Annotated in this window: 12 protein-coding genes; 5 read left to right on the top strand and 7 right to left on the bottom strand. The window is 64.9% G+C overall.

All coding sequences use genetic code 11. The annotated features are described in order from the left end of the window. Window positions 1–601 (bottom strand): LacI family DNA-binding transcriptional regulator (locus VIR09_RS30585; protein WP_332016289.1); only part of this gene is annotated, 601 nt, incomplete at its 3' end. 316 nt (window positions 602–917) lie between these two features. Between VIR09_RS30585 and VIR09_RS30580 the strand changes: the two genes are divergently transcribed. Then, window positions 918–2246, top strand: coding sequence for an amidase (locus VIR09_RS30580; protein ID WP_332016288.1), 1329 nt, complete (start codon window positions 918–920; stop codon window positions 2244–2246). A 140-nt stretch (window positions 2247–2386) separates the two neighbouring features. Here VIR09_RS30580 and leuA read toward each other — a convergent pair whose 3' ends face one another. Both leuA and VIR09_RS30570 read right to left on the bottom strand, forming a co-directional pair. Then, on the bottom strand, window positions 2387–4099 hold the full coding sequence (leuA, locus tag VIR09_RS30575; protein WP_332016287.1) for a 2-isopropylmalate synthase: 1713 nt from the start codon (window positions 4097–4099) through the stop codon (window positions 2387–2389). Window positions 4100–4663: 564 nt separating this feature from the next. Continuing rightward, on the bottom strand, window positions 4664–5293 hold the full coding sequence (locus tag VIR09_RS30570; protein WP_332016286.1) for a hypothetical protein: 630 nt from the start codon (window positions 5291–5293) through the stop codon (window positions 4664–4666). On the opposite strand from VIR09_RS30570, the gene rpoN reads away from it, so the two are divergent. Next, a complete protein-coding gene (gene rpoN, locus VIR09_RS30565) occupies window positions 5292–6737 on the top strand; it encodes an RNA polymerase factor sigma-54 (protein ID WP_332016285.1) in 1446 nt (481 codons plus the stop codon). The genes VIR09_RS30570 and rpoN overlap by 2 nt on opposite strands. Window positions 6738–6870: 133 nt before the next feature. Continuing rightward, the gene (locus VIR09_RS30560) at window positions 6871–7152 is read left to right on the top strand and encodes a (2Fe-2S)-binding protein (RefSeq protein ID WP_332016284.1); all 282 of its coding nucleotides are present in this window, start codon (window positions 6871–6873) and stop codon (window positions 7150–7152) included. 30 nt (window positions 7153–7182) lie between these two features. Here VIR09_RS30560 and VIR09_RS30555 read toward each other — a convergent pair whose 3' ends face one another. Next, window positions 7183–8040 (bottom strand): LysR substrate-binding domain-containing protein, encoded by an 858-nt coding sequence (locus tag VIR09_RS30555; RefSeq protein ID WP_332016283.1) that lies wholly within the window; start codon window positions 8038–8040, stop codon window positions 7183–7185. 128 nt (window positions 8041–8168) lie between these two features. Between VIR09_RS30555 and VIR09_RS30550 the strand changes: the two genes are divergently transcribed. Together VIR09_RS30550 and bfr are read left to right on the top strand one after the other, a co-directional pair. Continuing rightward, window positions 8169–9083 (top strand): DMT family transporter, encoded by a 915-nt coding sequence (locus VIR09_RS30550; RefSeq protein WP_332016282.1) that lies wholly within the window; start codon window positions 8169–8171, stop codon window positions 9081–9083. A gap of 365 nt (window positions 9084–9448) precedes the next feature. Then, window positions 9449–9925: a bacterioferritin gene (gene bfr, locus VIR09_RS30545; RefSeq protein WP_013390908.1), complete on the top strand. Its 477-nt coding sequence runs from the start codon at window positions 9449–9451 to the stop codon at window positions 9923–9925. A 79-nt stretch (window positions 9926–10004) separates the two neighbouring features. On the opposite strand, the gene VIR09_RS30540 is transcribed toward bfr, so the two are convergent. The 3 genes from VIR09_RS30540 to VIR09_RS30530 form a co-directional block, all read right to left on the bottom strand. Continuing rightward, entirely contained in the window at window positions 10005–10691 is a 687-nt protein-coding gene (locus VIR09_RS30540) for a hypothetical protein (RefSeq protein WP_332016281.1), read from the bottom strand. A gap of 24 nt (window positions 10692–10715) precedes the next feature. Further along, window positions 10716–12323 (bottom strand): peptide chain release factor 3, encoded by a 1608-nt coding sequence (locus VIR09_RS30535; RefSeq protein WP_332016280.1) that lies wholly within the window; start codon window positions 12321–12323, stop codon window positions 10716–10718. A 110-nt stretch (window positions 12324–12433) separates the two neighbouring features. Continuing rightward, window positions 12434–13063 carry a LysE family translocator gene (locus VIR09_RS30530; RefSeq protein ID WP_332016279.1) on the bottom strand — a complete coding sequence of 210 codons (630 nt, stop codon included), beginning with the start codon at window positions 13061–13063 and terminating at the stop codon, window positions 12434–12436. Between the last annotated feature and the right edge of the window lie 140 nt (window positions 13064–13203).

The following is a 13203-nucleotide window of genomic DNA, read 5'->3' as shown; positions in this document are numbered from 1 at the left end:
GGCGGCGGGCGCGATCCGACGCGGTCAGCGGACCCGTCACGAGAGCGATGCGGCGATGGCCCAGCGCGGCCAGGTGAGCCACCATGTCGCTGGCGGCCGCGCGATTGTCGACCGACGCGAAAGGATGGGCGCCGGACTCGTTGTAGACCAGCACGTAGGGAATGCCGGCGTGGTCCAGGTCGTCCAGCGTGGCGCTCTTGGCGGCGTCCGCGACCGTCAGGATCAGGCCATCGACCTGGTGGTCCATCAGGCCCTGGACCGCCGCCGACTCCACTGCGGGATCGTAGCCGGTGGCGGTCAGCATGACGCTGTAGCCCGACTCCCGCGCGCGCCGTTCCGCGCCTTCGAAGCACTCGGCAAACACCGGGTTGGATAGCGTAGGCAGTATCAGTCCGATGGTGCGCGTGCTGCCCGAGCGCAGGCTGCGGCCCACGCGATTGGGTCGGAAGCCCGCGCGCTTGGCGACGTTGCGGATATGCGCGAGCGTGTCGGGATGCACGATCTCGGGTTGGTTGAACGCGCGCGAAACCGTCGCCGGGGAAACCCCTGCCTTGCGAGCCACTTCAATGATGGAAAAGCGGGGCGACGAGCGCGATGCCATGGCGTAATGGGTTGCCGGATTCGTGAAAACGATTTCATCTTACAAGACAATTATGACCTTTGTGTTGCACGGGTTTGCGCTATGCTGATGCCGACGCAACAATAAATTGCTATGGCGTGGCGCGCGATTTTTACGGGGGAAAAACCGGCTTTTTCGGTGTTTATCCCAATTGACGCGACGCGCACAATGGCTGGATTCGGTCTAACCAAACTGCACGGCAAGACGCGGCGCGGCACGACGAATCCTCGGTCAAGGGGACCGGGTGCGTATTTTGCTGCCGCGCGAGACCTGCGGTACCGGTAAAGAGGAAAGGACCATGTCTACTGCCTTGAACAGACTTGGCGCGCTGGAAGCCGCGCGCAAGCTGCAACGGCGCGAATTGACCGCAGAACAACTGGTGCGCGCCTGCTTTGCGCGCATCGAGCAACGCGAAAGCACCGTCCATGCGTGGACCGCACTGCAAAAGCAGGCCGCGCTCGACCGCGCGCAGGCGCTGGACCGTGGCGCGCTGCAGGGCGTGCTGCATGGCTTGCCCATGGGCGTGAAGGACCTGTTCGACACCGTCGACCTGCCCACGCGCTACGGCTCGCCCATCTATGAGCGTCACCATCCGGGCCTGGATGCGGCCTCCGTGGCGCTATGTCGCGGCGCGGGCGCCATCGTTGTCGGCAAGACCGTGACGACCGAATTCGCCACCTATCAGGCAGGCCCTACGCGCAACCCGCGCAACGAGGCCTACTCGCCAGGCGGTTCGTCCAGCGGCTCGGCGGCGGCGGTGGCCGACGACATGGTGCCCTTCGCGTTGGGTACACAGACCGCAGCCTCCATCATCCGCCCCGCGTCCTATTGCGGCATCGTGGGCTTCAAGCCTACTTTCGGCAGCATTTCCCGCGCTGGCGTCAAAAGCCTGGCGGAGTCGCTGGACACCATCGGCGGCTTTGCCCGCTCGGTGCCCGACGTGGCGCTGTTCGCTTCGGTGCTGATGCGCGATCCCCGCATGCTGGAACTGGCATACGACGGCAAGCCGCGCATCGGCATGTACCGCAGTCTGCAATGGCGACATGCCCTGCCCGAAACCAAGGAAGCCTACGCGCAGGCCGCGGCCATTCTGTCGCGCGCCGGCGCCGTGGTCGAAGAACTGCCGCTGCCACCCGAGCATTGCGTTCTGGTGCAGCTGCATGCGGACATCATGGCGTTCGAAGCCTCGCAAGCACTGGCCTATGAACGCCTGGAGCATGCGGCTCAGCTCAGCCCGAAGATTCAGGCCATCCTGGAGGCGGGCTCGCGCATCACCGCGGAAGAACATCAGAAGAACCTGATGCGCGTCGCCGAGTCCCGCGCGCGCGTGGACACGTGGTTCGACAAATACGATGTGCTGCTTGCGCCCAGCGCAAGCGGCGAGGCGCCGTTCGCCGACCTGGGCACCGGCGATCCGCAGTTCTCGCGCGCTTGGACGGTGTTCGGCCACCCCAGTCTGAGTCTGCCCTTCGCCACCGGCCCGCAGGGCCTGCCCGTAGGCCTGCAGCTGGTCGGCGCGCGCTACAGCGACCACCGGACGCTGGCGATGGCAGCGTGGGTCCACCAGCGGCTGCTGGCCGCCACCGCGCCGGATATCGGCGCGTCCGACATGTGGCCGCGAGGCTGAGCGTCAGCCGTCCGCGCATGGGCTGAAACGGCGCTGGCGCGGCGGACGTCCAAAGAAAAAGCCAGCCCGATAAGGCTGGCTTTTTTACGCCGGGTTGCGGATCACGCGGTCTCGGCGGTTTCTTTACGCCGGGTTGCGGATCACGCAGTTTCGGCCGTTTCCTGTTCGGTTGCCGCCACGGAGCCGGCATTGATGTGGCGGTTGACGGCGCTCAGCACGGCCTGGAACGAGGCCGTCACGATGTCGCGGTCGATGCCTACGCCGAAGCCGGTGCTGGATTCGCCGACGCGCAATTCCACATAGGAAGCGGCGCGCGTGTCGGTGCCAGTGCCGATGGCATGCTCGTGGTAGTCCATGATGCGCACAGGCACGTCCAGCGCAGCCACGAAGGCCGAGATGGCGCCATCGCCCTTGCCCGTCACGATGCGGCGCTCGCCGTTGTATTCGAGTTCGGCTTCGATGCTGAAATGCTGGCCCTCGCCGGCCGACGGATTGCCGTCGATGCGATGGCGTACCAGCTTCCAAGGCGATTTCTGTTCGAGGTATTCGCGGTTGAAGATCGTGTGCACGTCGTCGGCCGTGACTTCGCGGCCGGTTTCGTCGGTGACGCGCTGGATGGCGCGGCTGAACTCGATCTGCAGGCGGCGCGGCAACACCAGGCCGTGTTCCTGTTCGAGCAGGTAGGACACGCCGCCCTTGCCGGATTGGCTGTTCACGCGGATGACGGCGTCATAGCTGCGGCCGAGGTCGGCCGGGTCGATGGGCAGGTACGGCACTTCCCAGACGGCATCCGCCTGCTGCTGCGCGAAGCCCTTCTTGATGGCGTCCTGGTGCGAGCCCGAGAACGCGGTGAAGACCAGGTCGCCGGCATACGGATGGCGCGGGTGGACCGGCAATTGGTTGCAGTACTCGGCGCAGCGGCGGACTTCATCGATGTCCGAGAAGTCCAGGCCCGGGTGCACGCCTTGCGTGTAGAGGTTCAAGGCCAAGGTGACGAGGTCGACGTTGCCGGTGCGTTCGCCGCTGCCGAAGAGGCAGCCTTCGATGCGGTCGGCGCCGGCCATCACGGCAAACTCGGCGGCGGCCACGGCGGTGCCACGGTCATTGTGCGGGTGCACGCTGAGCACAATGCTGTCGCGGCGCGCCAGGTTCTTGTGCATCCACTCGATCTGGTCGGCGTAAAGATTGGGGCTGGTGGCCTCGATGGTGGCGGGCAGGTTCAGCACCATCTTGCGCTCGGGCGTGGGCTGCCATACATCGGCCACGGCGTTGGAGACATCCAGCGCGAATTCGGGTTCGGTGGTGCTGAAGACTTCGGGCGAGTACTGGTAACGCCATTGCGTTTCCGGGTGCTGCGCCATGTACTGCTTCACCAGGCGGGTGCCGGTGGTGGCGATGTTCTTGATCTCGTCCTTGCTCATGTTGAACACGACCTTGCGGAACGCCGGCGCGCAGGCGTTGTACAGGTGGACGATGGCTTGCTTGGCGCCCGCGGCGGATTCCACCGTGCGGCTGATCAGGTCTTCGCGCGACTGGGTCAACACGATGATGGTGACGTCGTCCGGAATGCGCTTTTCCTCGATGAGCTTGCGCACGAAATCGAAGTCGGTCTGCGAGGCAGAGGGGAAGCCCACTTCGATTTCCTTGAAGCCGATCTTCACCAGCTGTTCAAAGAAGCGGACCTTGCGCTCCACGCTCATCGGCTCGATCAGGGCCTGGTTGCCGTCGCGCAAGTCCGTGCTCATCCAGATCGGCGCCTTGGTGATGCGGCGGCTGGGCCAGGTGCGTTCAGAAAAGTCGCGGGCAAAGGGCGCGAAGGGGACGTATTTGGTGGCGGGGTTGGCAAGCATCATTACTACACCTCGATCGGTTTCTTTTGAATCCCGGGAATGCTTCCCTAGGCGGCTGCGCGACCGGATGGCGGTCTTGTGCCAGGATTTGCCGTGATTGACCGGCAGGATTCAGAGATAAAAGGGGGAAATCGCGTGTGGCAAGCGTGGTTGCCGAGCTACCACGGGGACACTAGGCCCGGCAACCGATCGGTAGGTATAGCGATAGCGCGTAGGAGGAGAAACGAGCGCGCAGGCCGGCAACCGGAGCGTCGAAGCGTCCGGTGGCAATCGCGAAGGGGGTGCGGTGTGCGGCCATAGGTTGCTAGTCAAACATATTTTCTTCGTCAGCGCAACTGAATGCGCTTTTGTGTAGGGGCGGGTTGCGGGCTTGCGACAGCGGATTTCGCTGAAGAAAATTCAGCAAAAACGGGGTTGGATGGACGCCGGCTTTGTATGGTGCGGTATGGACGCGGCCCGCGATTGCGCGAGCTTTAGGGGCGCGGTATGGGGCTGCCTGGCCGGCGCGGGACTGAAAAACAAACAGGCCGCCTGTCGGCGGCCTGGTATGGCAATGGCGGGGGGAGCTTACCGGGCCGGGCCGATGCGCGGTTCCACGTAGCGCTCGCTGCGCCCTTCGGTGCGCGCTTCGCGGCGGACTTCGTCGCGCGGGTCGCGCGGCGTGCGGTCGGACGATTCCAGGATGCGGGCCTGTTCCGCGACCATCGCGATCTTGCCGATGCGGTTGTGGCGGATTTCAGACAGGGAGCGGCGCAGGTCACCCACCGTGAAGGGTTCCTGGCGGTCGCCCCAGGTCCAGCGCAGCACGCCCAGGGATTCCTCGGACAGGTTGGGCGCCAGGTCGGCCAGCACGCTGGTTTCGACCGGCGTGGCGCTGCCGGAGGCCAGGCTGGCGGATAGCCAGGCGCGCAGCGTGAAGAACACGATCAGGGTCCAGATGCCGGTCACCACCCACCAGATGTAGGGGTTGACCTTCTGCACCATGTCCATGGTCGGCTGCCCCAGGGAATGCAGGAACTCGTAGTTCATGGTGCGGCCGAAATTCAGTATCCAGTTGGCGGCCAGATACCAGATAACCACGGCGACGGCGATGACGATCGCACGCACTATGAGTCGGGGAAGCGCTAATTTGAGCAGAGTCTGGCCGATGAGGCGGCAGTCCTGGCGGGCGCTTGCGGGCGAAGTCAGATTCATCATGCAAAATATTGTACCTATGACCCGTCCAATTTTAGAACTGCGACCTGGCCAGCATCTGACGCTGACGCCACAACTGCAGCAATCGATCCGATTGTTGCAGTTGTCCACGCTCGATCTCGAAGCCGAGATCTCGCAAGTGCTGGCGGAGAACCCGCTGCTGGAACGGCAGGATGAAGCGCCGTCGGCCGAGGCGCCGGCCGAGTCCGACCGCGAGTCCTCCGTGCAGGACGACGAGCCCGCCGCCGAACGCGAGACGCCGGTGGATGAAATGCCGGGCTCGGGCGGGGTCTATCCCGACGACGATTCCAGCCGCCCGGAGGCCGCCCGGCCGGACACGCTGCGCGAGCACCTGCTGGGCCAGTTGATGCTGACGCGCGCCGCGCCGCGCGACGTCGCGCTGGCCGGCCTCCTGATCGACGAGCTGGACGAGAACGGCTACCTGGGATCGCCGCTGGAGGAGATCCTGGGCTGGCTGCCGGCCGAATTGGAGCCGGACATCGACGAACTGAAGGCGGCCCTGTCGCTGCTGCAGTCGTTCGACCCGCCCGGCATCGGCGCGCGCGATATGGCTGAATGCCTGCTGTTGCAGCTACGCAACCCTGATCTGGCGCAACTGCCCGAAGCGGCGGAGGCGGCGGTTCTGGCCTGTGCCCGCCAAATCTGCTCGCAACACCTCGCCCTGTTGGCGACAGGCAACGCTGCGCGCCTGTGCGCGGCCGTGGGCTGCGACGATGCCATGTTCCGCTCGGCCCATTCCCTGATCCTGCGGCTGGAGCCGCGTCCGGGGCGCGCCTGGACCGTGCCCGCGGCCGACTACGCGGTGCCGGACGTCATCGTGCGCAAGACGCGCGGCGGCTGGCAGGTCACCCTCAACAGTGCCGCCATGCCCAAGCTGCAGATCAACGGGCTGTACGCCCAGATGTTGGGCAACCAGAAGGAGTCGGCGCATGCAGGGCTGCACTCGCAGCTGCAACAGGCCCGCTGGATGATCCGCAACGTGGAGCAGCGATTCGACACCATCCTGCGGGTGGCCCAGGCCATCGTGCAGCACCAGGCGGCCTTCTTCAGCCAGGGACCAGCCGCCATGAGGCCGCTCATCCTGAAGGACATCGCGGGCGAGCTGGGCTTGCACGAATCCACGATTTCACGCGCCACAACGCAGAAGTACATGCTCACTCCGTTTGGCACGCTGGAGCTCAAGCGCTTCTTCGGCACAGGTGTATCGACGGACGGCGGGGACGCCACTTCAGCCACGGCGGTGCAAACCTTCATCCGCCAGATGGTGGCCGATGAGAACCGGGCCAAGCCTTTGTCCGACAGCCAGATCATGCAAAAGCTGGCCGATCAGGGGATAGTCATCGCCCGAAGGACGGTGGCAAAGTACCGTGAAGCGCTACGGATAGCCCCGGCGGCGTTGCGCAAGGCGCAGGCGGCGGCCCGCTAATCAGGCTGACGTAATCGGGGACGGATTTATGGAAATTCGTCCCTGATTTCAAAGACTTGCGTGACACTTTGGTTGCAAATTTATTTATGCGCGGGGCTTGCCAGTAGCGGAATAATTTTCGATAATTATTCTCATGTACATTTGCGTATGTAATGCCATCACCGAACGCCAAGTCCGCGCCAGCGTGGACGGGGGTGCGACGACGCTTTCCGACCTGCAATTCGAGCTGGGCGTAGCCACGTGCTGCGGCTGCTGTGCGGCCACTGCCGCCGAATACCTGCCGGGCGGCCGCTGTTCCAGCGTGTGCGACGTGCGCTCCATTGCTGTTCCGGTCAATCCTCCGGCCGCCATGGTCGAATCGGGTGCGCCTGCTGCCAACAGCAGCTTCCCGATACCCCTGGTCGCCATCGCCTGAGGATAGCCGTCTTGTTCCGGCTCGCTGCCGTCACGCAGCGGGCCGCGTTGCTTCTTTCTCGCAGAATTCCCGGATAGTCATCGCCAATTGCCGCGCGGGCTCGCGCACCGAGTCGGCCAGGCATAGCGCCAGTTCGGTCGACGGCACCGGCGGCAGCGCCGCGTCGATGATCCGATGGTCCGGCAAGAGGCAGCGCCGCTCCAGCAGCGCCACCCCCAAGCCCCCCGACAATGCCGCCTGCAAGCCCATCAGATTCGGGCTTTCGTAGGCGATGCGCCAGTGCCGGCCCGCGGCCTCCAGGGCATGGATGGCGCGGTTGCGGTAGATGCAGCCCTGTGGAAACGCCACCAGCGGCACCGGCTCAGCCAGCGGCACTTCCATCCCGGGGGCGCCGATCCAATGCAATTGCTCGGGCCAGGCGGCCAGCGCGGCGCCCGCGCCGGGCTCGCGTTTGAGCAGCGCCACGTCCAGGTCGCCCCGTTCCAGCGCACGCGTGAGCGCCGAAGTCAGGTCGCACCGCACCGATAGCCGCACACCCGGCCGCGACCGGGCAAACTCCGAAACCAGGATGGTCAGCGTGTCGGCAGCGAAATCGTCCGGGATGCCCAGCCGGATCACGTCCACGCGCTTGCGCCCGCTGACGGCCTCCCGGACCTCGGTCGACAGAGCGAGCATGCGCCGCGCGTAGCCCAAGAGGCGTTCGCCGTCCTCGGTCAGCGAAACCTGGCGGCCCTCGCGGACGAACAGTGCACACTCCAAGGTCTCTTCCAGCTTGCGGATCTGCTGGCTGACGGTGGACTGGCTGCGGTGCACGCGTTCGCCCGCTGCCGTGAATCCGCCGGCGTCCACGACTGAGACGAAGCTGTGCAAAAGGTCGAGATCAGGCATCGGTCGCTCCATGCATTCATTTTTCAAATACTTTCGATCCGAATAAAGAGTTTGTCAATGGATGGACGCCCGCGCAGAATCCTTACATCCGCCGCCACCGCGGCTCAGTGCCTACTTTCGGATTCATCATGAAGGCCTCCTCGACCTTGTCTGCCGCCGCCCTGTCAGCCCCAGCCTCGCCGGGCATCAGTTGGGCGCCGATCGCGGCGTTCTGCTTTCTGTGGAGTTCGGCATTCGCGGCGGCCAAGATCGCGGTGCGGGACTGCCCGCCACTGACCTTGCTGACTATCCGCTTCGTGATTGCCGGCGCCTTGATGCTGGGCCTGGCGGCGGCCAGCGGCGGCTGGAAAATGCCTGCGCGGCGGGACTTGCTCTCATTGATTCTGCTGGGGGCATTGAACAACGCCCTGTACCTGGGCTTGAGCTGGTCGGGCATGACAACCGTGTCGTCCGCGTTCACCGCCGTGCTGATCAGCACCAACCCGTTGCTCATCGGCGTGCTGGCCGGTCCGGTGCTGGGTGAACGCCTGGGCTGGCGCAAGCTGCTCGGCCTGTGCCTGGGATTGGCGGGCGTGGCGCTGGTGCTGCGTTCGCGGCTGTCGGGCATGCAGGAGGATCTGCATGGCACGCTGCTGGTCACGGGAGGCCTGCTGGCGCTGGTGGCGGGCACGCTGCTCTACAAGCGCCTGAAGCCGTCCTCGGGCCTGTGGACGTCCACGGGCATACAGTCGTTGGCTGGCGCGGTGGTCATGCTGCCTTTTGCGTTGATGTACGAAAACATCGGCGACGCGCGCATGACCGCCAGCCTGTTCTGGAGCATGGCCTACATGATCGTCGCCGTGTCGATGGGCGGCTACTACCTGTGGTTCATGATCCTGGGGCGCGCAAGCGCTACGGCGGCCAGCGCGCTGCACTTTCTGATGCCGCCGCTCGGGCTGCTGTTTGGATGGCTGGTGCTGGGCGAGCACGTGTCGTGGCTGGACCTGCTGGGTATCATTCCCATCGCATTCGGCATCTGGCTGGCCACGAGGCGCGCAGGTTAGCGTGCAGCCGCGGCGGGGTTGCCGATCCGCAACGAATCGACGCCGGCGGCTGGCCGGCGTGTTTCATGCAGCCTGGGGACGCATAGTCGCAGGCGATTGCGTGGTGTCGTCGACGAATTTCTGCGCGTGGCGCGTCGTCAGGCCGCGCAGGTGCTGGTGCACGCATGCAAGGCATCACGCACGCATACTCATTCTCATTGGCTTGTCGCTTTCTTGTAGCGCTCCTAAAGCGGTTTACCAAATGCAGCGCAAGGCTAGGCGCGGCCCCGCGCCTGGTGGTAGTCTGCCGGGGTTGCGTACGCGCGGCATCGTGCGCTCCTTTGTCGCGATGCATCTGCGTCGCGCCTGACTGCAAGGAGTCCATCATGAAAGGCGACAAAACCGTCATCCAGTTTCTGAACAAGCAACTGACCAATGAGCTGACGGCCATCAACCAATATTTCCTGCATGCCCGCATGCTGAACCATTGGGGCTTCGACAAGCTGGGCAAGCATGAATACGAAGAGTCCATCGGCGAAATGAAGCATGCGGATCGTTTGATCGCGCGCATCTTCATGCTGGACGGCCTGCCCAACCTGCAAGACCTGCATAAGCTGCTGATCGGCGAAGACGTGCCGGAATTGCTGGCCTGTGATCTGAAGCTGGAGCAAGGCGCCCAGGCGACCGTGAAGGAAGCGATCGCGCATTGCGAATCGGTCCGCGACTATGTTTCGCGCGATCTGTTCCAGGACATCCTGGACGACACCGAAGAGCACATCGACTACCTGGAAACGCAGATCGACCTGATCGACAAGGTCGGCATCCAGAACTACCTGCAAAGCCAGATGTCCGTGCCGGAGTAATGTTCCGGTCATGAAAAATGGCGCCCCGCGGGGCGCCATTTTTTTGGTACTGCCGGGCTTGCGTCGCAGACCCAGTGACCTATTGCGGACGGGCCGGGCATTCGGCCATGGTGCCCCAGGCGCGGTTGGGACCGCAGTACTTGTTGCGCGCGGCCCAGGAGCACGAGGGGCGCTCGAAGAAACCTTGCGTGGCGCATTGCGCGAGTTCGCGCTTGAGCGCGTCCTGCCAGCCGAGAGCACCGGGGGCTTGCGCGGTGTTGGGCGGCGGCGGGGGCGCTTGCACCATTTGCGGGGTGCCATAGCCGCTAGCCTGGGCCTGGCCGCCGTTGATGGCCGTTGAGGTGCCCGGCGCTTGCAGGTCCAGCGTGCTGACGTCCGAGGCGCCAGAGGGCAGCGGTACGTGCGAGGCTGCCGCAATTTCGCGGGCCTGGTCCGGACTGATGCGGTCGCGCGAGATCTTCACCGCAGGATCGCTGACGCTGTCGAACAACGACACGGTATTGACCTGCCATTCGCGGTCGGCGGGCTTGTCGGGCACGCCCAAGGTGCCGTCAATACGCGGTTGCGGAGGCTGTGCCACGTAGGGGCGGCCGTTGGCGTCAAGTACGGGCTGCTGGGAAGCAGCCGCGTCCTGGCCAGGAGCAGGCGCAGCGGGCGGCGCATGCGCCACCAGCCAGTCGCCCAATTGAATTCCGCCCCAGGCCGACGCGCCAAGCGCGATCAGGAGCGTTGCGAATAAGAAACGCCAAGACATTGCTACCCTCATCTGCCATGCGGAACCCGAACGGGTCTACGCTTTGTCTCCGAAAACCTTGCCGCCGTGCTCCCGCATGGCGTGGAATTTCACATCGGGATACAGTTCCTCGGCCACGCGCAACTGCGCGGGAGAACCGATCAAAAACGCCGCCGCATCCACAACATCATAGGCGATATGGGCGGCATTGGCATCCATGAACTTGCGCAGCGCCTTAGGGTTTTCAGACGTAATCCAACGTGCCATTGTGTAGCGGGAAGGCAGCATCCGCGCGTCCACGCCATACTCGGTCTTCAGGCGATGGGCCACCACTTCGAACTGCAGCTGGCCGACCGCGCCCAGCAGCAGGGAGCCGCCGGCGGCCTCGGGACGGAATACCTGAATGGCGCCTTCCTCGCCCAATTGGGTGAGGCCTGTGCGCAGCTGTTTGGTGCGCAGCGGGTCCTTCACTTCCACGGCCTGGAAGAGTTCGGGGGCGAAGAACGGCAGGCCGGTGAATTGCAGCGTCTCGCCTTCGGTCAGCACGTCGCCCAGTTGCAGCACGCCGTGGTTGGGAATGCCGATGACGTCGCCGGCATAGGCCTCGTCCAGCAATTCGCGCCGCTGCGACAGGAACGACACCACGTTGTTGGGGCGCATTTCCTTGTTGGTGCGCGCGACCTTCAGGCGCATGCCGCGCTCGAAGCGGCCGGAGCTGACGCGCACGAACGCGACGCGGTCGCGGTGGGCCGGATCCATGTTGGCTTGCACCTTGAACACCACGCCGGTGAACTTGGGCTCCACCGGCTGCACCAGGCGCTGCATGGATACGCGCGGGCCCGGGGGCGGCGCTTGTTCGACCAGCGCGTCCAGCACTTCCTGCACGCCGAAGTTGTTGATGGCGGAGCCGAAGAATACGGGCGTCTGCTTGCCGGCCAGGAACTGTTCGCGGTCGAAGGCGGGTGCGGCTTCGTTGATGAGTTCGATCTCGCCGCTGGCTTGCTCGAAAGCCGAGCCGAAACGCTGCGCGATTTCGGGATTGCTCAGGCCTTCGATGAAGTCGTCCTTGTCCGAGCGGCGTTCCTGCCCGGGGCGGAACACGCGCATGCGGTCCTGGCGGATGTCGAACACCCCGCCGAAGGCCTTGCCCATGCCGACCGGCCACGAGAACGGCACGGCGTCCATGCCCAGGTGGCCTTCGATCTCGGACAGCAGTTCGAGCGGCTCGCGCACTTCGCGGTCCATCTTGTTGATGAACGTGATGATGGGGGTGTTGCGCGCGCGGCAGACCTGCAGCAGGCGGATGGTCTGCGGTTCGACGCCGTTGGCGGCGTCGATCACCATAAGCGCCGCGTCCACCGCCGTCAGCACCCGGTACGTGTCTTCGGAGAAGTCCGCGTGGCCCGGGGTGTCGAGCAGGTTGATGACGCAATCGCGGTATTCCATCTGCATCACCGAGGACGCTACGGAAATGCCGCGCTGCTTTTCGATTTCCATCCAGTCGGAGGAAGCGTGGCGCGAAGCCTTGCGCGCCTTGACGCTGCCGGCGATCTGGATCGCGCCTGCGAACAGCAACAGCTTTTCGGTCAGTGTCGTCTTGCCCGCGTCGGGGTGGGAAATGATGGCGAACGTACGGCGCCGCGCTACTTCGTGAGGGATGTTCATGATCGGAAGGATTTTACTCGGCGCCGCTTTTACGCCCGGCGCGGTCCGGTATCGGGCATGAAAAAGCGCGGGGCACGCGCCGTTGCCGGCGCATGCCCCGCGCATGGGATTCAGGAATGGCGGCGGAACGACGCCAGGAATACGCCAGCCAGGATGAACAGCGAGCCGAAGGTCCGGTTCATCCAGCGGATGTGCTTGGCGCTGCGGAGCATGCGCAGCACGCGCGCCGCCAGCAACGTGTACACGCCCATGGCCACCAGGTCGGTGAACGCCAGCGTGGCGGCGATTGCCGCGTACTGCTGCGTCAAGGGCAGCGCGGTGTCCACGAACTGCGGCACCACGGCCAGCAGGAACACCGTGCCCTTGGGGTTCATGGTGTTGATCAGGAAGCCGCGCAGCACCAGTTCACGGATCGTGGCGCGCTTGGGATCGCCCGAATCCACCGTGACCGGCGCGGCATCGGTGCGGATCTGGCGCACGCCCAGGTAGATCAGATAGGCCACGCCCAGGTACTTGACCACGTTGAAGGCCATTTCGGACGTGGCCAGCACCGCGCCCAGGCCTACCGCCACCACCACGAACTGGAACAGGATGCCCATGATCAGGCCGGCCGTGTTCCAGTAGCCGCGCGCGAAGCCGTACTTCAGTCCGGACGACATCGCCGAGATCGCTCCCGCGCCGGGCGAGAACGAAATGGCCCAGGAGGCCAGGAAGAACGTCAACCAGGTGGATAAGGGCATGGCGCGGGTCCGTTGGGGGCGGTTGCGGTGATATTACTTGCTCAGCAGCGCGGCGCGCGGCGCGCCCGAGGGGCGTCCGGAGCCACCGTTGCCTGCCGGGCGGCCGGAGCCCTCCGGACGGCGGTGGTTCTGCTGCGGAC

It is taken from the genome of Achromobacter sp. (genome assembly GCF_036567245.1).
Taxonomy (GTDB): Bacteria; Pseudomonadota; Gammaproteobacteria; order Burkholderiales; family Burkholderiaceae_B; genus Achromobacter.
This window is presented reverse-complemented; position numbering and strand designations above follow the sequence as displayed.